The organism is Desulfobacterales bacterium (genome assembly GCA_034003325.1).
GTDB lineage: Bacteria > Desulfobacterota > Desulfobacteria > Desulfobacterales > JAFDDL01 > JAVEYW01.
This window is the reverse complement of sequence record JAVEYW010000001.1, coordinates 365338-383313: the sequence shown is the minus strand read 5'-3', so window position 1 is coordinate 383313 and position 17976 is coordinate 365338. Positions and strand designations below refer to the sequence as shown.

The following is a 17976-nucleotide window of genomic DNA, read 5'->3' as shown; positions in this document are numbered from 1 at the left end:
CGCGAATTCGACCGGTAGCACTATTTGCGCCCATCAATCGCGTAAACTTTTTTAATAGTCTGATAATTTTGATATCGCAAGAAAAAAACTTATGTTTTACCCGACGGGAAGAGGCGCATTGGCACGGGGCTTGAGGGGGGGGGGATTCTGTGGCGGGCAATCATTATCGAGCGGCGGAGCAGCACCCGTGCTCCGCCGCATCAACCTAATCCGGCAAAGCTGGATGCTGGAAGGCTTGGATGCTGGGAGGCATAAAAACCATCTTTCACCTTCAGTGAACATACACGCAAAAACGTGCATGTTTCTGATAAAGGGCTAAAGCGTGATCCGGTTCAATCCGTCACTTTTCGAAGCACCAGACAGGCGTTGGTGCCGCCAAATCCGAAGGAATTGCTCATAACGGTTTTCACCTCCGCCTTTCGGGCCACCTTGGGCACATAATCCAGATCGCAGTCATCATCGGGGTTATCCAGATTAATGGTCGGCGGCAGAATCCCCCGATCAATGGCAAGCGCGGAAAAAACGGCTTCAACCCCGCCGGCGCCGCCCAACAGATGCCCGGTCATGGATTTGGTGGAACTGACGGGGACGATCTTGGCCCTGTCCTTATATACGGTTTTAATCGCCTGCGTTTCATAATAATCGTTGAGCTGCGTGGAGGTGCCGTGAGCATTGATATAGTCTACATCCCTGTAGCCAATCCCCGCGTCATCCAGCGCGGCTTGCATACAACGAGCCATGCCTTCGCCGCCCGGCGCGGGTGCTGAGATGTGGTGCCCGTCCCCGCTCATGCCGTAACCGATAATCTCCGCATAAATTTTGGCACCCCGTTCCCGGGCGCTATCGAGGGGTTCGATAATCAAAATGCCAGCGCCTTCGCCCACCACAAATCCGTCCCGATCCCGGTCAAAAGGTCTTGAGGCCTTTTGCGGCTCATCGTTCCGGGTGGAGAGGGCTTTCATTGCATTAAACCCTGCAAAACAAGTCTGCGTGATCACGGACTCCACCCCGCCGGTGATCATGGCATCGGCCACACCGTATTTCACCAATTTATAGGCATCCCCCACTGCGTGCGTGCCGGCGGCACATGCCGTTGCAATCGACGCATTGGGTCCTTTGGCGCCGAATTGAATGGATACCATTCCCGGCGCCATGTTGCCGATCATCATGGGAATAAAAAACGGCGATACGCGATTCGGCCCTTTGGTGTCGAGCGTGCGAAGGCTGTCTTCCATCATCGCCAGTCCACCGAGCCCGCAGCCCGTCAAGACGCCGACCCGGTTCGCATTTCGCTCATCGATCACAAATTTTGAATCATCAAGCGCCATTCGGGTGGCGGCAATGGCGTAACAGATGAACAACTGCGTTCGCCGTGCCTCCTTTTTCGAAAGAAAATCAGCCGGGTCGAAATTTTTGACCTCTCCGGCGATCTTGGTGTCAAACGCGGAAGCATTAAACCTCGTCACTTCGGCAATTCCCGATTTTCCGGCGCACAGCGCCGACCAAGTTTCCTCAGTCCCAATTCCCAACGGCGTCACGAGTCCGACACCGGTAATAACCACCCGCCTGTCCAAACAGACCTCCTCATACAGTGCCCGGAAAGCCCTTGCGATGATTCCATGGACTTTAAAAAATCCCATTCAAGCGTTCCCGCAAAAAGGAAGCGCTTTCAGCTTCTCGGCATCAGACATTCCAAATGTAGCACACCGGCGCCTTCTTGAATGGGAAAAAGGAATAATAAAGACTCACGGCCAGCGATTGCCCAAACCGGCCCGGGCTTCAGTAAAGCACGGCGTTATGCCGCCAATCCGGGCAATCCGTTTTCCGAACGCATTAATTATGAATTAGCCAATACGTAATCGATCGCGTCTTTGACCGTTACCATTTGCTCCGCTTTTTCGTCAGAAATTTCAATGTCGAATTCTTCTTCCATGGACATGATCAGCTCCACCAGATCCAAAGAATCAGCCCCCAAATCATCCACAAAGGAAGCTTCGGGCACAACTTCTTCCAGATCGACACTCAGCTTTTCGGCAATTATTTTTTTTACTTTATCCTCAACGGACATGGATCTACTCTCCTTCTTTTTTCTAAATTGATGATTACATATACATACCACCGTTGACATGAAGCACCTGACCGGTAATGTAAGCCGCGCTCTCGGAAACGAGAAACGCCACCGCCTTGGCGATATCTTCCGGCGTGCCGCCCCGTTTCAACGGAATTTGTTCGATATAGGCATCTTTGACTTTATCCGAAAGCACCGCCGTCATATCGGTTATAATAAACCCCGGCGCCACAGCGTTGACCGTCACATTTCGACCTGCCAGCTCCCGGGCTGAAACTTTCGTCAAGGCAATCACGCCGGCCTTGGATGCCGCATAATTGGCCTGCCCGGCCGTGCCGAGGACGCCGCTGATGGAGGCAATGTTGACGATGCTGCCGCAACGCTGAGACATCATGACTTTTGCGGCCAGTTGCGTACAGCGAAAAACCCCCTTGAGGTTAATGTCGATGACACTGTCCCAGACATCTTCTTTCATTCGGGCTATTAGACTATCCCGAGTAATGCCGGCATTGTTCACCAACACATCGATGCGGCCGGTACCCTCCACCACCTTCTTAAAAAAAGCCGCCAGGGCCGCGCCGGAAGTCACATCCACACTTTCGCTGTAAGCCGTTGCGCCGAAATCCATCACGATTTTTTCCGTTTCGGCGGCGGCCGCTTTTTCGCCTTCCGGGTCCCCGGGGTTAAAATAATTGAAGTAAATGAAAACGCCATCGCCGGCCAATTCCCTGCAAATGGCCCGCCCAATCCCTCTGGAGCCGCCGGTGACGACTACGGTCCGTTTTGTCTGATCGCTCATCATTTCCTCGCAAATAATTTATCCGCCACCAGGTTCATATCCGCCAAACTGCCCTGCTGGCATGATACCAGGGCATCCAAAGAAACCGCCGCTTTAAATTCGGCGATAGTCGCCTCATCAATGGCATCCGTTCCGAGCAGTATTCCCATGGCATTTTTGGTTATCAACTGAGCAGTTTCCCGCGCAAAAATTCGCGACATGGCCGCAAACTTTTCCGCCGCAGCATCCCCGGCGCGGGTGAGTCGAGCCGCTTTTCTGGCCAGCGCAGCCCCCACTTCGACATAGGTCATCATATCCGCCAACTGGAACATGAGATACTGCTCACGGGTGAGCCGGTGATGGTGCGCAAGATCGATGGTGGCATTGAGCGCATGCGCCGCCAGTCCGCAGAACCGGTAGCCGCCGTTGCCCAACTCCGTTTCAAGCGCCAGCATTTCATCACCGATTTCCCGGTAAAAAGCACCTTTGGTTTTTCGCGTGTTTTTCCACCGAAAGGTGCTGATGATGTTTTGCTGAATTTCGCTCGTGCCTTCGTAGATTGTAGTGATCTTGGCATCCCTGCGAATCTTTTCCACCTCATATTCACAGATGTAGCCGTATCCGCCCAGTGCCTGCACCGCATCGTCGGCGGCTTTATTGGCTGCCTCGGTACAAAAATATTTGTTGATGGAGCCTTCCACCTGAAGATCGTATTCCCCGCTGTCCAACCGGGTGCCGATCTCATCCAGATGCGCGGAGCCGGCTTCGATGCGCACTGCATTGGGAACAACCAGTTTATGCGTATACCCCTGCTTTTCGGATAGGGGACCACCGAACTGAATCCGCTCCTTTGCATACGCAATCACAATCTCAAGGGCTTTATCCGCAGCGCCCAGGCCCATGGCGCCCACCATCAATCGCGTATAGCCGAAGACCTTGTTGGCCTGCTGAAGCCCCTTGCCCGGCACACCGCCGACAATGTTTTCCACCGGCACGAACACATCGCTGAAGTAAAGCGGGGAGGTGTTGGATGCCCGGATACCATGCTTTTCCTCGCCCTTGGCCTGTTCAAAACCAGGCGTTCCCTTTTCAACAACAAAAAAGGTGGGGCCTTCCGGTGTGTCGGCCAGCAGCGTGATAAAATCGGCGTACCCGCCGTTGGAAATGAAAATTTTGCTTCCGTTCACTTTATATCCGGTGATCTCGCCGGCATCATTTACCACGGGGTTGGCCTGGGTCGTTAACGCCGCCAGGTTGCTGCCAGCTTCCGGCTCAGTCACGGCATAGGCCACCAGCGCTTTTCCATCGGCGATCATGCCGAGCCATTTGGCCTTTTGTTCTTCGGTACCCCCCACAAGAAGCGGATCCGCGCCTAGCTGAATGGCAAAGACCCCCGTGGAGATGCCGAGGCATATTTTAGATACTTCCCGAATCACCTTACAGCAATCCCTCGTCCCGGCGCCAACCCCGCCGTAGGCCTCGGGAATAAACAAGAGTTGCAACCCCACATCCGGTTTCAACATGCGCCGGATCGTTTTTTCCGGAAATGTTTCCGTTTTGTCGTACTCCAGGATATTTTCTTTGGTCAACAATCGTTTTTTCAGATCTTTAACCGTATCCAAAACCATCTGCAGCGATTGCGCATTCAACCCCTGCAATGAAGCCTGCGTTCCCGGCGTCCTTCCTGACATAAGCGACTAGTCCTCTTTGGTTTCTATTACAGTTCTTCCTTTATATTCACCACACTCCTTGCAGGCATGATGCGGCAGCTTGGCCTCGCCGCACTGGGGGCATGTGGAAACATTTGGGGCGTCCGTTTTCTGGTGCGTTCGCCGCATGTCCCGCTTCGACTTGGATTTCTTTCTCTTTGGTACCGCCATGAGTAATCTCCTAACTATTTGTAATTATTTTTAAAGCATCTGCAAAGGATTCACTTATCCCGATGCAGCCGTTTTAGTAATTGAAAACCGCTCGAAAGTCAACCCTTATCTGTCATTTTTTTATTTCATCGGTTGTACTGTCCCGGGCTCTGTGCTATGGAAGGCAACAGGTTATGGCGCCAAAGCATATATAAACATAACTTATTAAAACGATATAGTATCTTAAGCGATGGAATCAAAAATGAATGAGGACGAGCCGGTACAGTACCCAGTAAAACGCCATTTTTTTGATGGTATGGCATCGGCTTTTCCCGTCACCGGCGCAGGCGTCAGTCGGTTTCATATTGCTTATTTAATCTTTTACAAATCAGAGTAAAAAAAGCTAAATATATAATAATATAAGTTTGTTAAATTGTATTTTTGCTATACATTAATTACTATCAAGCTATTCCCGGCGGCCCTGTTCAGACATCAGGCAGAACATTAATTGCGATTTCCCTTCCGCGACTCGACCCCGGCTTAGCAAATTAAGGTGACACAACCCATGAAAAAAATCATTACCAGATTTCCACCCAGCCCCTCTGGGTTTTTACACTTAGGCGGCGCGCGCACGGCCTTGTTCAACTGGCTTTACGCCCGGCACATGAAGGGCGAGTTTGTGCTCAGAATCGAGGATACGGACGCGGCCCGAAGCACGGATGCTTCCGTGGACGCCATTTTTGAAGCGCTTGAATGGCTCGGCATCGAATGGGATTCCGGACCGTTTTTTCAATCCAAACGAACCGATATTTATTTGGAATATATTCAAAAGCTGCTTGACAGCGGACATGCCTATTACTGTACCTGTTTGCCCGAAGAAGTAGAAGCCATGCGGGAAAAGGCCAAGGCAGAAGGAGGCAAACCCAAATACGACGGAACCTGCCGCAATAAAAATCTGAGCAAAACCGACAAGGCCGTGGTGCGGTTTAAAGCGCCCGAACTTGGCACCACCATCTTGCCGGATGTCATCAAGGGCAATATCGTATTTCAAAATGCCGAACTGGACGACTTCATCATTTGCCGCAGTGACGGAAGTCCCACCTACAACCTGGCTGTGGTCGTGGACGATATCACCATGGGAATCAACACCGTCATTCGGGGCGATGATCATGTTAACAATTCGCCTAAGCAAATTCTTCTTTTTAAGGCCCTGGGCCACCCCTTGCCGACCTTCGGCCATGTGCCCATGGTTCTCGGTCATGACAAGACCCGCCTCAGTAAACGGCACGGCGCCACCTCGGTCACGGCCTACCGGGACGAGGGCATTTTGCCCGACGCCATGATCAATTACCTGGTGCGCCTTGGTTGGTCTCACGGGGATCAGGAATTCTTCACCCGAGCCGAACTGATTGAAAAATTTTCCATTGAAAATATCGGCCGCTCTGCCGGTGTATTCAATCCCGAAAAGCTACTCGCCCTCAACGCCGATCATATTCAGGCCGCTTCCCCGGCCGCGTTAACGCCCCATCTCATGCCTTTTTTGCTTGAAAAAGGCTATGATGCCCTACCTGGAGAATACCTCGAGGGGGTCATTGAAACCCTTCAGCCACGCAGCAAAACGCTGAAGGAAATGGCGGAAATGGCCGGGTTTTACTATCGGGAAATCACAACCTACGAAGAAAAAGGCGCTCAGAAATTCCTGAACCGGGCGGCGCTGGAACCGATGGAACACCTTATCGCAAAACTGGAAGCGCTTGACCCGTTCACGCACGAAAACCTGGAAGCCGCTTTCCTTTCCGTTATGGAGGCAACCGGCTTAAAACTGGGCAAAATCGCGCAACCGGTCCGACTGGCATTAACCGGCACCACGGTAAGCCCCGGGATTTTTGAGATCATCGCAGTGCTCGGCAAAGACCGAACCCTGGTCCGGCTCAAAGCGGCCAGGGCGTTCATGGCAAGCCGCCCGGAAAGCTGATTCTTTTTTGAAATCCGAGGGCTCGCGGGCCGACGGAAAGCGTGCATCCAACCGCTTAGCGCGGCCCGCGCCGCGCCATATTTTTATTGACTCCACCTTTTCGCTGTTATAAGGTCGCGCACAATTTGATGGGAGATCGTCCAGCGGCAGGACTACGGACTCTGACTCCGTCAACCAAGGTTCGAATCCTTGTCTCCCAGCCAAAAGAAATCAAAGGGTTACGGCAAAAAACGCCGTAGCCCTTTTTTCATCTCCGGTCCTCCTCCGGTCCGCGGACGAAATTACATATGTGCATATGGGATTTTGGATGTGAATTGACAGATTAACTAAGAAAAATAGATTTGGGGCGGGATTGGGTGGGATTGTGTGGGATGCTTTGGGATATTGGTAGGTTATATTGGAGGATGTTTTGGTAATTGGGTGGTTTAGGGCGTGATTTTTAAAATGAGAAATTTGGCCGAACAGATACCGAATCGGGATTAGATTTGCAGGTTATCTCAGAAAAACCAGATTAATGTTCGGCCGATTGTTTTAAATATTGTCAGGGATCTCCATAATAGGCCGGTTATCTTTATAGTGGCCGAAAGCTCCGAGGGGGCGGGCGTTTGTGAAGCGCCATGGGGCTTTTACCATGATTTCGATGGCGGGCTTACCCATACCTACTAAATAAACCGGGAGCGAAATGCCAGCCAGGGTTAATGTCGAGCCTATGGCCACGGCTAAACTAACAGGCCTTACAAAAATCAAATCCACAGCTTTGAGGCCGCCTGAAGGTTGACTTCCAGCGAAAGCTGTGTGGCACGATGCCATTACGAGAGCGCACGCAATAGCAACAACAAAAAGATTTTTCATAACACCCTCCTTTGTTTGGTCAACGGATAAATTTTTATTCTTCCTGCTTCACGTATTCACTAAAAAACATTTTGAGATTATTAAGGAATGAGGCAGAAATATCCTGGAATTCGTAAGTGACTGAACGCTTTGAACCTTGTATTTGGACAGCCAACGAATCTGCGGCAACTATATCATGGTATTGATTGACAGAAATGAAAGCTGTCCCGGATTCAATTATAGTCGAGGATGCTGATTTGCTGACATTGTTATATTGTGCCTTATCGCCCCACGATACATCACCATTCTTAATTGGTAATGATATGGTTTGATTGTTATTTAATAAAAAGGTGATGTTAGACATCACGCCAAGTGTGTTGCTGCCCCCAAACTTTGTATCGTAGAACGTTTTATTAAAAATTGAGAGCCAAAGAGAGATGATCTCTCCGGTATCCTTGGCCTTCATCACCGTTGGATTAATAAAAACACCACTATCATCAATGTGGACGCCGCCAGTTATTGATTTTGTTGAAATTCTATTGTTTCGGCTCATCAGGATTGGGCCTTTTTGATTGCTGAATCTTGTATCTGCCTCAACGACTTCAAAAGGCCCAGGGCCGAACAAACCATATTTCCCAGAGCATCCATAAGCGGCAGTTAAAATAAAGACAATAATTATCGCGAAATTTAAATGGGTTACATTTTTTTTATCTGTTAAACAAGAGAGGGTTGAAGTGTCATGCATTTTTAAGTACTCCTACCATACAATATGGGCGATTCATTATTGAGCAAAGTTGGGGGGGGATGGCTTTTTGTATAGCATTAATGGTGGGGTATGGCACAATAGGCATAAGTGCCTATTTTGCGCCTGTTAGAAATACCTATTGTTTAATTTAAGTGGGTGCCGATGATTGATTTTGTTAGATATATCGTGTTCCCGTCTGTGATGTATGTGTGGTTTTGGTCCCAGAGCAGCCCGCTTTGGGAACATGCGTATATCAAGCCCGCCCGGGCGGTCAGACTGCAACCCCTACCGAGCGTCAACGATGGTTCGCGGCGTCAAGCAGACCACTTCCCCGGTCCGCCAACCGCTGTTGCAAATCCCCCAATTCCTCCTTCAGCTTCCCGTTTTCCTTACGCAACTCCGTATTTGCTGCTTCAAGCTCGCCCTGGCGGCGGTCCTGGGAATCCATCCGCCGTTCCATCTCGGCCATTCGGTCATCCCGGGCCTTTTGCCCTGCCTCAAATTTAAGGGCTTGGTGGAAGGCGTTTATATTGCTGGCCAGCGCCGTCCTAAAAATCGTTTCAGATTCGAGTATCTCCATGGTTTTAGTAACCATATCGGTTATTTTAAAATCTTCAGCATTATGTATCCTTGCCTGTTTTTCAACGGGTTCGGCCTGTTTCTGTTTGGTGACGCAATCAATTTCGTTACCAATTTCTTTTGTTACCGGTCCGTTCGGGTCACCCTCACCTATTAAAAGCCAGTCCGTGGTACATCTTAACGCCTTAGATATTTTTACAACCGCATCACCCTTTGGAGGTTTACCATATTCGTAATTTTGGATGGTCGCCTTCGTAACATCTGCTTTATGCGCAAGAGTCTCTTGAGTAAGCCCTAAAAATTCACGCCGAGACTTTAATCTGTCAGCAAAATTTTGGTCACACCTTTTTTCGTCCAAGGTGTGACCAAAGCTGTGACCAGATTCTTGGGCGGTTGCGCCGAGGTTTTTTGTTATTTTATCCATATGTTAAAAATAAATACCGGTAGGTGCGTAAAAAATTAAAGGTGTGACCAAAAAAAATATACTTTTAGGGTTGACATCAGTAAAAATTTGGCCTAAAAAAATAATTAACTCAAACACTCAATTCAAACCCAAAAAGAGGCCTTATGAAAAAAGAACCCAAAGACATGTCTCCTCAAGAAATCAGGGTGGCGATGTTGCTTGCCAAAGTGACGCAGGCCGAGCTTGCCAGGCGGTTATGCGTGTCGCCAAGCATGATCAACAGGGTGATCGACGGCTTGACGGTATCCGATCGGGTCCGGCGTGGTATCGCTTCCGCCATCAATATGGACGTTAAAACCATCTGGCCTTCTACCTATATATATAGCGAGCCCAGAAAGCAGGGCCGGCCGTTTTGCGGTCCGAAAGAGGTCAGGGATGCTGCTTGATAGCCTGTTCCCCATCGGCCGCATACTTGAGAGAGGCCTTGGCTTTAAACATATAGTAGCAAGAACGGGATGCGTTACGCCCCATGCGTTCACGACCGACACAGCCCTTATTCGCGGATTCCCCGGATTTTTGCTTTTTGGAAATTAAATCGTGGAGAAACCAACCAATGTCGAACCCTCCCCCCGTACAATTCGGATTGGGGCAGGGAGAAAAGTTTCCAGGAGAATGTTGCAATGAGTAATTATACCTCTCTGCTCGACCAAACCCATTCGGGGTCGCCGTCACCTCCAAATCAAGGTGTGTCAATTGCGGATAAGCCTTCTGAAACGTCGTCTTTTGTTCAAGAAAATGATCCGACTTTTCAAGAAGATCCTGCGCGCTCGGAAGTTTTTTCATCGGCAATCCTCCGTTCTAATTTTCCAGACCTCAATGACCGCGTGCATGCAATCTGGCACTTCTTAAGTTTGCTTGTTGTCGAGAACGTCCCTTATGACGATTACCGCCAAATCGGCCAGGTCTCAATAGACGAACTTATTGAACTCTCCGGTTTCAAGATCAGCGATTCCAGCCGTCGATATTTTGATGACCATTTTCGATGCAGACGCCCGACCACCGAGCGTAATCAACCAAAAGTGAAGGGCTATCGTTAAGTTAACTTATAAACCCATTTTTTTAATCGGTCAACGTCCGATTAGGCCTAAAAATTGGACAGCTTGACCAGGATTTACGGACAAAAGGCATAAAAATGGCCCACCATACCCAACTTTCCTTGTTCGACGCACCCACTTTTAATGTGTTCAAACCGTTAAAAGAGGCCATGCAGTCGGCGGCAAAAAAGAGCGGAAAATCCGTTGCCCAAATCGTGGACATGATGAATGACCTGGCCGGTCGTTTCGGGGTCAAACTGACGAACGGGAACAGTGAGGCGCTGAGTAAGGACACGATGGAAAAGTGGTTGAACCCACAGGATACCAGCCGGTTTGTCACGCTCCAGGCGCTGCCGATTTTTTGCGCGGTTGCAGGGGACAGCAGCCCGATGGATGTGCTCGCGAAACCGCTTGGGTTCCGCATCATCGGTCCGGAAGATCAAGAACTTCTGGTTTGGGCGAAGAACAAACGCGTTGCCCGCAAATCGAATCGAATTGCACGCCAAATAGAATCTAAGTGGGATTGATCCAGATCGTTATATTTCGGCTAACAGGCTCCCCCCGGGGGTCAAAGGGAAGAAGTGTAACCCATCAAAGGCATCAACAAATACTTTAGGAAAAACGAAAAACCCGTTCGTATGAAGATCATCTACGCATCCGTTGTAAAAATCAGCGGCATATCCGAGCGTCTTTACGTCGGAAGATGAAAGCCCGGTTTCACTAAACGACAACCCTTTTTCGAACGGAGCGAGAGGAGATAGATCAAATGAAAACGCAGAAAGCTTACGGAGCGCAACATCCCGGACGTAGAAGCCGGAAACAAGCCACGGGACATCGCTATCAGCCTTCAAATACTCTTTCCAAACACCGGGGGGATAGCCAACAGACCCGAAATAAAGTTCGGGCGTATATATCAAGGAGCATAGAAGAAGCTCGTCTGGAAGATGTTCTTGAATGTTTACAATGCTCATCACCATCCATGCATGGGCTATTTTCAGCGATTGCAGCGGACGATGAACTTTTGCGGACTTTTCGCCAAAAGGCAGCCGAGGTTTTTTGTACGGGGGACGCATCGTATTTTTTAGAAAAAGTGCCTTCTTATCCATTTTGCTGCGTAACGCCAGGATATTCAGGTCGGATATGCGTTCTAACCCAAAAACATCACCGGGACTATTCATTACAGGACCTCGCTGATCTAGCTGAAGACTTATTGGGTGCGTAACGTGAGATGGCATCATAGCGGATATGATGTTGACGGGTCAATGGGACAAAATCATGAAAGATAGCCTCACAGCCTCAGAAATAGCGGGTGCACTCCAAACCGGATGCCGGTTCGTAAGGAAACGCGCCCAAAAAGAAAAATGGGCGTTTGAAAATAAGACCGTCATTGGTGGGTGCCAGAAGCTTTTCACCTTCGAGCACCTCCCGGAGGATGTCCGGGTAGCGGTCATGATCTGGTATCAGAAGCAGACCCAGGTGGCCCCGGCGGATGAGGCGGCGGGGCTTCCCGCGAAACGGGCCGCCATCGATCCGGCGTCCCTTCCCCAGGCGAAAATTGATAAAGCCATGGCGAAGGCGGATCTTCTCCGGCTGTATCTTGCCGCCCTTAAGCGGCCAGGATGGGGCGGGAAGGAAAAGGCCCGAGACGGTTTCATGACGGCCTACAATACCGGACTTGCCTATCCGAAGCTTTTCGGCGCGCTGGGGCCGGTGAGCTGGAAAACAATCGAAGGATGGAAGCGCAAAGTCAGCGCCGCCGGCATGGAAACCATGGCGCTGGCCGACACCAGGGGCCGCGCCCGCCGGGGGAAAAGGACGCTTTCAAAGGTTCAAACCGACATCCTTTTAAAATGCGTGCTGCATCCGAACAAACCGACCATCGCCGCCGCGATCCGGATGGCGAGCGCCGTAATAGAGACAAAGGGGCTTGGCGACTGGGCGTCCGAGGCGACCTACCGCCGGTGGCTCCAGGACTGGATATCCACCAACCATCACTTCTGGACCTTCAACCGCAAAGGCGCAAAGGCATGGAACGATGAGTGCGCCTTCTATATCGAGCGGGATTACAGCCTGATCAACGTCGGCGACATCCTGGTGGCGGACGGGCATGTGCTGAACTTCGACATCCTCGACCCCTGGATCGGCAAACCCCGGCGGATGACGCTCATTCTCTGGTACGACATGAAGAGTAACTACCCCATGGGCTGGGAGATCATGCCGACCGAAAACACCCAAGCCATCGCATCCGCACTTCGGCGGGCCATTATGCGGCTCGGTAAATACCCGAAGATGGCCTATCTCGATAACGGGAAAGCCTTTAAATCCAAATTTTTCAACGGGGTTGACTTCGACCAGGAAGGATTTACGGGGCTTTTTGATCGCCTCGGCATCGGCACCATCTTCGCCTGGCCGTATCACGGGCAAAGTAAGACGATCGAACGGTTTTTCGGTACGACGGGAGAGTTTGAGCGCTGGGTTCCGACCTATGTCGGTAACAACATCGAGAACAAGCCCGCCCGAATGATGCGAGGAGAGCGCCTGCATCGAAAAGCCTACGCCAAGGTGATGGGCGATGGGTGCATCACCCTGGAGCAGGCGCACATAGCCCTTGCCGCATGGTTTGATACATACGCCGGCCGCCCGCAAACAGGCCATTTGGATGGAACGACCCCGAACGAGTGGTACCTTGCCGAGCGCGGCCAGGGGGTGGACCCCGTTGAGCTTCGATATCTGATGATGAGCATGGAGATCAAGCATATTCACCAGAACGGTATCCGGCTGTTTAAACAGAACTACTATCACCCGGCGCTCTATGGCCGGCGCCATTCCGTCATGATCCGCTACGACCTTCAGGATAAATCGGCGGTGTATGTGTTCACACCGGACGGCGAGTTTCTGTGCGAAGCGACCCCCGTTGATAAGGTCCATCCGGCGGCCACCATTTTAGGGACGGATGCCGACCGGAAAAGACTTACCGATCACATCGAGCTGAAAAAACATCAGGAAAAAGAAGCCTCCCGGCTCACGAGGGATTTCCTTGAAGAGACGGTGCTGCCGGAGCATCGGCGACAACTGGCGGCGGCCGGTATCGAGATGGTTCAAACCGGCGGAAAGGTCCTCGCCCTGCCGGCGCCCGAAAAACCGGCGGTGATGACGGCATCGGATGAGAAGAAAATATTAGCCGAGCTTGAAGGGCTTAAGGCAATGAACGCCAAGCTTCCTGAAGAAGTAGAGGAAGAAGAATATACGCCGGAACGGGTTGATGAGACCGCGCTTGAATGGGCAAAACTTTCCGGAATGAGGGACATGGACCGGATGTACAAGCTCATCGAGTTCGAGGTGCGCGGCTGGTTAATCCCGAAGGAATGGCAGGCGTTCATGAAATTTTACGAGCAGACGGCGGAATATGCGCGCTATTCGGATCATTTTGAAATGCACCGGGCGCAGATGGTTATAGAGTATCAGGTGGAAGTGGCCGCCAGATAAAAAACCGGGCCCGGGTGCTGAAACACCCGGACCCACAACATCCCCACAAAGGAGGGAACAAAACGTAATGAAACCCGTACAATTTCAACCGACATTTGTCAAAACGAAAAACGTCCGGAACTTCGCGGTTATGATGGATGGCCTTTCCATGGCGGACGGCGAGGGGCGCCTGGGCCTGGTGTCTGGACCGGCAGGCCGCGGTAAAACCCGAACGAGCCAGTGGTACCAGGCCCATCACGATTGCGTGTATCAGCGCATGGCGACCATCTGGCGGCATAGTGAGACGGATTTTCTTCAAGCCCTATGCCGGGAGGTGGGAATCCTCACGCCGCCGAAGCGCAAAGGCCCCTGTTATATGGCGGTAATCGATGCCCTCATCGAGCGGCCCCGGCCGGTCTTTCTCGATGAGATCGATAAATTGCCCGACACTTTCATCGACCTGGTGAGGGATTTAAGTGACATGAGCCTCTCCGCGTTCGTTCTGGTCGGAGAGGAGCGGCTTCCAGAAAAGATAGGCCACAACAAACGGGGGTGGTCTCGGGTTTACCAGCAAATCGAGTTTCAGCCGATTCATGTGAGCGACATCATGCTCTACGCGCTGGAAGCCACCGGGCTAAAACTGTCTCCCCAGGTGGCGCAGATTCTTCACGGGTCATCCAAAGGAGATTTCAGGCTGGTGCGGCGAGACACACTGGCGCTGGTGCAGATTTGTAACGCCAAGCAGACTACGGATGTGACCGAGGAAATGGCCACGATCGCAACCAAGGCGGGCCTTCACGGGAGGTGATCATCATGGCGGGGTGGGGATTTGCAGATAAAGTGAGAAAAATGATGGAGGAGATGGGCCGAGGGGGGCGGGAATTAACCGTGGCCGATATAGCCCTTGCGCTGGATCTGATTTCTGACGCCGACAAAGGGCCGTTGTATCGCGTGCTGTGTGATTTCAGAAAGACTGGCGAAGTAGAGCGAATCGGGTCCGGTGTTTACCGGTATGCCGGGAAGGGCAGGAGCGCCCCGCCGGAAAAACGCCTGGTGATGTGGCGGTTGCTGCGGGCGCGGCGGGTGGTGAGCATTGAGGATTTGCAGGAGCTTGCGGGCGCAAGCCTTCTATATGCGCAGGAGTGGCTGTTGATGCTGACCCGTCGCAATATTGTGAGAATGATGGACAACGGGAAATATATGATGATCTCCGACCCGGTGGTGATGCCCGCGAACGAGGATAAGGCCGAATATTTGAGGCGGCACCGGATGGCGCTTAAGGCCTTGGATGAGGCGGCACAGGCGATCGATGCGGCTCGGACTGCGCTTTCGGATGATGAGGAGGGCCGCAATGATACAGCGACAAAATGACATCGCGCTATCGCGAATGTTTATTGGATTCATGCATTCTAACTGCCCGTGGCCAAAAGTTTATTTGTGGTCAGCCGTTTGGTGGAGGGTCCACGCCAAGGAAAGTGCCATCCCGCACGAATGTATCCAAACAGCGAAAACCCAGCTTAGACTATACAAAGATATTATGGCCCGCCCAAAACATTACGAGCGTTTACGCGATGTTAGGAGCGATTTTAGCATTTATCTGGATGGCTGACAACTCAGTCTGCGCAACGTTGGCCACAACTTAACCAGGAGAGGAGGTACTTTTGTAAAAAAAACGGGAAGCGGCGCGGCTGGAAAAAAACCAACCGCGCCTGGGAATCACAGGCCGGACAGCACGGCATGGTGCCGTGTCCACCGGGTAGCCGCCCGGGAGAACCGGCCAAAACAAACACCAGTATATTACCAAGGAGAATATGAACATGCAAACAAAGACAAACACCGTATCGCTGGCAACACTGAATGACGGCGCCGTTATTGAGGCGGTGGACATTGCCCTGCAACGGGTATTCGACAACATCGTTGACCCCAACACAGATGCAAAAACCGTTCGCGAGGTAACGCTGAAGATCAAGATCAAGCCGAGCGATGATAGGGATTTCGGGCAGATTTCCTATCAGGCGGTGCCGAAGCTGGCACCGGATATTGAGCAGATAACGCAGGTTGAAATCGGGCGTGCTTTGAGCGGCGCCGCCGAAGCGCGGGAACGCCAAAAACGGCAAGCGCCTGAAAGTGCGCCTGAGAATGTAACTGATTTTAAAACCAAAGCGGCGGGGAGGTAGACGATGCTTTCAAAATTGATTGATAGAATATGTGCGCTGAACGATCCGGCGATGGTTGAGATGGGTGACCGTTCATACAGTGACAAGCAATTGCTGCCCGTCTTAGCGCCTGCGGCACAGCCGCTGGTTATGCATACGCTTACCGGGCTGGTTGACTACATACGGGCGGATGTGGATGGCCTCCCCTTGGATAGGGTAATGATTCATGTGGTAAGCCATGAAAAGGTAGCGCTTTGCTCCGCCCTGTTCGGTGGATTCAGACAACGCGAAGTGTTTGCGGAATGCCGGCTGGTTACAGACGAATATCCATTTAACAAAAAGCTGAGCCAGGAAGCCTTCAGCATATGGTTGCAAACGGGCTTTGCCGCGACGCCGGATCTTGCGCCCGTTCTAAAGGTTACCGGCACCGTTACGGATGAGGCCGTTCGGACCAATGAGGATGACGGGGTCACCCAGCGGGTAACGGCGCGTGTCGGTATCGCCCGAAAAGAGGAGATCAGCGTGCCTAACCCCGTGGCGTTAAAACCCTTCCGAACCTTTCTGGAGGTTGAACAGCCCGAGGCAAAATTCGTTTATCGCATGTGGCGGCAGGAAGATGGCCAGCCGCCGCAATTCAGCCTGCATACGGCTGACGGCGGGGAGTGGAAGCTCGCCGCGATCGATAGTATCAAATCCTATTTTATCAAAGAATTACCTACTGTCACAGTGCTCGGATAGCGGCCTGATAATAGCATTATGGGGGCGTAGCGCATACGCCCCCATATCGAAAAGCAGGAGGCGGATATGCAGATACAACAAGAAGCGGTTGATTCGATCCATGCGTCGGCGCGGGAAGCCTTCAGATGCCTGACGAAATGGGAGGTGAAAACAGAGCAGGCGCGCGCGGCCAGGCAGACCGCCATCTGCGCGGTTACGAAAATCATGAAGCGGATCGAGGCCGCCGAGCTGAAGCACGCCGCGGCGGGATTGTCATTTAACAGCGCAGAAACAACGACGGCCGCTTAATCCGCGGCGAAGAGGAGGAAGCATATGGCAAAGGTTAGAAATACATCGATATGCAGCAACTGTGACGAGGTGTTTGCATCCAATGAGGCCGGTTTGTGCCCGGTGTGCGGGTCCGCAGTGGTGACGCCGTTGTCTGTCTGGGTGATGCCGTTGGATTGGGTTTGCGTGTCCGATACGCCCCGGCCGGGGCGATCCGATGAGAAACGCTTGCGGCTTGTAAGTTCACGGTAAAACGGGGAGGGAAAAAACCATGGCGATGCAGACCACGGGCGCGATTTACGGCGCCCAGAATAAAATTTTTCATAGAGGGTGCCAGTTCGCCGGAATGCCCTACCAGGAGAGAAAGGATGACTGGATCGGGCTCTTCCGGGAGATTGCCGGGCGAGAGCGCATCGATTCTTTCGCGGATCTCACGCTGGGCGAGCGCGCGGAGGTGATCACGCATTTGCAGAAACGGGGGGTGAAACTGTTCAACCCGCGCGTGCCGGCCGCGGACCGGGACTGGCAAAAGGGGGATGGGGACCGGCCGGTGGCATCGACCAAGCGGCCGTTGGAGGTGCCGGGGCACAAGCGGGGGCTGGTCTCGAAGATCGGCGCGATTCTGGCGGACAAAAAACTGCCGTGGAAGTATGCGGACGCAATCGCGAAGAAGCGATTCGGCGTGGATACGGTGGAGTGGTGCGATACGAAGGCGCTGCTTAAAATCGTGCAGATGCTGGCTGTGTATCAGAAACGGCAGGCGCGGCGGGATGCGGCCGCGGAAAGGGGTAGCGAGGAATGAAAATAAAAATCATATGCGTATCCGGCGTGTTCGACCTGTCGACCGATGAGCGGGAGCGCGGGGTTGTATTCGCGGAGAGTGATTATACCAGCGCGCTGCGGACGTTTGCCGGAGACAATACGAGTATCACAATGCGGGGGAAGAAGTTTTGCGCCCGCGTTTCGAGGGACAAGGTCGCCCCTTTGTTGATGGGGCTTTTGGACCGATAGCGAAAGG

23 protein-coding genes and 1 tRNA gene are annotated in these 17976 nt (G+C 52.1%); 15 read left to right on the top strand and 9 right to left on the bottom strand.

Features of this window, described 5'->3' with window-relative positions:
* Positions 1 to 332 precede the first annotated feature (332 nt).
* From fabF to rpmF, 5 genes are all read right to left on the bottom strand, one after another.
* Positions 333 to 1640, bottom strand: coding sequence for a beta-ketoacyl-ACP synthase II (gene fabF / locus RBT11_01860; protein MDX9785492.1), 1308 nt, complete (start codon positions 1638 to 1640; stop codon positions 333 to 335).
* Positions 1641 to 1837: 197 nt separating this feature from the next.
* Complete coding sequence (acpP, locus tag RBT11_01855) at positions 1838 to 2068, bottom strand: acyl carrier protein (GenBank protein ID MDX9785491.1); 231 nt, start codon at positions 2066 to 2068, stop codon at positions 1838 to 1840.
* A gap of 34 nt (positions 2069 to 2102) precedes the next feature.
* Positions 2103 to 2867 (bottom strand): 3-oxoacyl-[acyl-carrier-protein] reductase, encoded by a 765-nt coding sequence (gene fabG, locus RBT11_01850; protein ID MDX9785490.1) that lies wholly within the window; start codon positions 2865 to 2867, stop codon positions 2103 to 2105.
* The gene (locus RBT11_01845) at positions 2867 to 4537 is read right to left on the bottom strand and encodes an acyl-CoA dehydrogenase family protein (protein MDX9785489.1); all 1671 of its coding nucleotides are present in this window, start codon (positions 4535 to 4537) and stop codon (positions 2867 to 2869) included. The genes fabG and RBT11_01845 overlap by 1 nt, the downstream gene beginning before the upstream one ends.
* Before the next feature lie 6 nt (positions 4538 to 4543).
* A complete protein-coding gene (rpmF, locus tag RBT11_01840) occupies positions 4544 to 4726 on the bottom strand; it encodes a 50S ribosomal protein L32 (GenBank protein MDX9785488.1) in 183 nt (60 codons plus the stop codon).
* A gap of 241 nt (positions 4727 to 4967) precedes the next feature.
* Here rpmF and RBT11_01835 point away from each other — a divergent pair, with 241 nt between their 5' ends.
* The 3 genes from RBT11_01835 (at position 4968) to RBT11_01825 (ending at position 6883) form a co-directional block, all read left to right on the top strand.
* Entirely contained in the window at positions 4968 to 5102 is a 135-nt protein-coding gene (locus tag RBT11_01835; protein ID MDX9785487.1) for a hypothetical protein, read from the top strand.
* Positions 5103 to 5270: 168 nt separating this feature from the next.
* Positions 5271 to 6680, top strand: coding sequence for a glutamate--tRNA ligase (gltX, locus tag RBT11_01830; protein ID MDX9785486.1), 1410 nt, complete (start codon positions 5271 to 5273; stop codon positions 6678 to 6680).
* 129 nt (positions 6681 to 6809) lie between these two features.
* A tRNA-Gln gene (locus tag RBT11_01825) sits at positions 6810 to 6883 on the top strand.
* 328 nt (positions 6884 to 7211) lie between these two features.
* Here the strand turns inward: RBT11_01825 and RBT11_01820 are convergent.
* The 3 genes from RBT11_01820 to RBT11_01810 form a co-directional block, all read right to left on the bottom strand.
* A complete protein-coding gene (locus RBT11_01820) occupies positions 7212 to 7532 on the bottom strand; it encodes a hypothetical protein (protein MDX9785485.1) in 321 nt (106 codons plus the stop codon).
* A 34-nt stretch (positions 7533 to 7566) separates the two neighbouring features.
* A complete protein-coding gene (locus RBT11_01815; GenBank protein MDX9785484.1) occupies positions 7567 to 8256 on the bottom strand; it encodes a hypothetical protein in 690 nt (229 codons plus the stop codon).
* A 295-nt stretch (positions 8257 to 8551) separates the two neighbouring features.
* Positions 8552 to 9259: a helix-turn-helix transcriptional regulator gene (locus tag RBT11_01810; GenBank protein MDX9785483.1), complete on the bottom strand. Its 708-nt coding sequence runs from the start codon at positions 9257 to 9259 to the stop codon at positions 8552 to 8554.
* Between the two features lie 143 nt (positions 9260 to 9402).
* Between RBT11_01810 and RBT11_01805 the strand changes: the two genes are divergently transcribed.
* From RBT11_01805 to RBT11_01795, 3 genes are all read left to right on the top strand, one after another.
* Positions 9403 to 9684 carry a hypothetical protein gene (locus tag RBT11_01805; protein MDX9785482.1) on the top strand — a complete coding sequence of 94 codons (282 nt, stop codon included), beginning with the start codon at positions 9403 to 9405 and terminating at the stop codon, positions 9682 to 9684.
* A gap of 234 nt (positions 9685 to 9918) precedes the next feature.
* Positions 9919 to 10335 carry a hypothetical protein gene (locus tag RBT11_01800; protein ID MDX9785481.1) on the top strand — a complete coding sequence of 139 codons (417 nt, stop codon included), beginning with the start codon at positions 9919 to 9921 and terminating at the stop codon, positions 10333 to 10335.
* Between the two features lie 95 nt (positions 10336 to 10430).
* Entirely contained in the window at positions 10431 to 10859 is a 429-nt protein-coding gene (locus RBT11_01795) for a hypothetical protein (GenBank protein ID MDX9785480.1), read from the top strand.
* Between the two features lie 9 nt (positions 10860 to 10868).
* On the opposite strand, the gene RBT11_01790 is transcribed toward RBT11_01795, so the two are convergent.
* On the bottom strand, positions 10869 to 11510 hold the full coding sequence (locus tag RBT11_01790; protein ID MDX9785479.1) for a hypothetical protein: 642 nt from the start codon (positions 11508 to 11510) through the stop codon (positions 10869 to 10871).
* Between the two features lie 97 nt (positions 11511 to 11607).
* Here RBT11_01790 and RBT11_01785 point away from each other — a divergent pair, with 97 nt between their 5' ends.
* From RBT11_01785 to RBT11_01745, 9 genes are all read left to right on the top strand, one after another.
* Positions 11608 to 13818: a transposase gene (locus tag RBT11_01785; protein ID MDX9785478.1), complete on the top strand. Its 2211-nt coding sequence runs from the start codon at positions 11608 to 11610 to the stop codon at positions 13816 to 13818.
* 67 nt (positions 13819 to 13885) lie between these two features.
* Positions 13886 to 14605, top strand: coding sequence for an ATP-binding protein (locus RBT11_01780; protein MDX9785477.1), 720 nt, complete (start codon positions 13886 to 13888; stop codon positions 14603 to 14605).
* Between the two features lie 5 nt (positions 14606 to 14610).
* Positions 14611 to 15168 carry a hypothetical protein gene (locus tag RBT11_01775; GenBank protein MDX9785476.1) on the top strand — a complete coding sequence of 186 codons (558 nt, stop codon included), beginning with the start codon at positions 14611 to 14613 and terminating at the stop codon, positions 15166 to 15168.
* A gap of 446 nt (positions 15169 to 15614) precedes the next feature.
* Positions 15615 to 15974 carry a hypothetical protein gene (locus RBT11_01770; protein ID MDX9785475.1) on the top strand — a complete coding sequence of 120 codons (360 nt, stop codon included), beginning with the start codon at positions 15615 to 15617 and terminating at the stop codon, positions 15972 to 15974.
* Positions 15975 to 15977: 3 nt separating this feature from the next.
* A complete protein-coding gene (locus RBT11_01765) occupies positions 15978 to 16691 on the top strand; it encodes a hypothetical protein (protein ID MDX9785474.1) in 714 nt (237 codons plus the stop codon).
* Between the two features lie 66 nt (positions 16692 to 16757).
* Positions 16758 to 16979, top strand: coding sequence for a hypothetical protein (locus RBT11_01760; protein ID MDX9785473.1), 222 nt, complete (start codon positions 16758 to 16760; stop codon positions 16977 to 16979).
* Positions 16980 to 17003: 24 nt separating this feature from the next.
* Positions 17004 to 17210: a hypothetical protein gene (locus tag RBT11_01755; GenBank protein MDX9785472.1), complete on the top strand. Its 207-nt coding sequence runs from the start codon at positions 17004 to 17006 to the stop codon at positions 17208 to 17210.
* Positions 17211 to 17229: 19 nt separating this feature from the next.
* On the top strand, positions 17230 to 17760 hold the full coding sequence (locus RBT11_01750) for a DUF1018 domain-containing protein (GenBank protein MDX9785471.1): 531 nt from the start codon (positions 17230 to 17232) through the stop codon (positions 17758 to 17760).
* Positions 17757 to 17969 (top strand): hypothetical protein, encoded by a 213-nt coding sequence (locus RBT11_01745; GenBank protein ID MDX9785470.1) that lies wholly within the window; start codon positions 17757 to 17759, stop codon positions 17967 to 17969. The genes RBT11_01750 and RBT11_01745 overlap by 4 nt, the downstream gene beginning before the upstream one ends.
* The last annotated feature ends 7 nt before the right edge of the window (positions 17970 to 17976 follow it).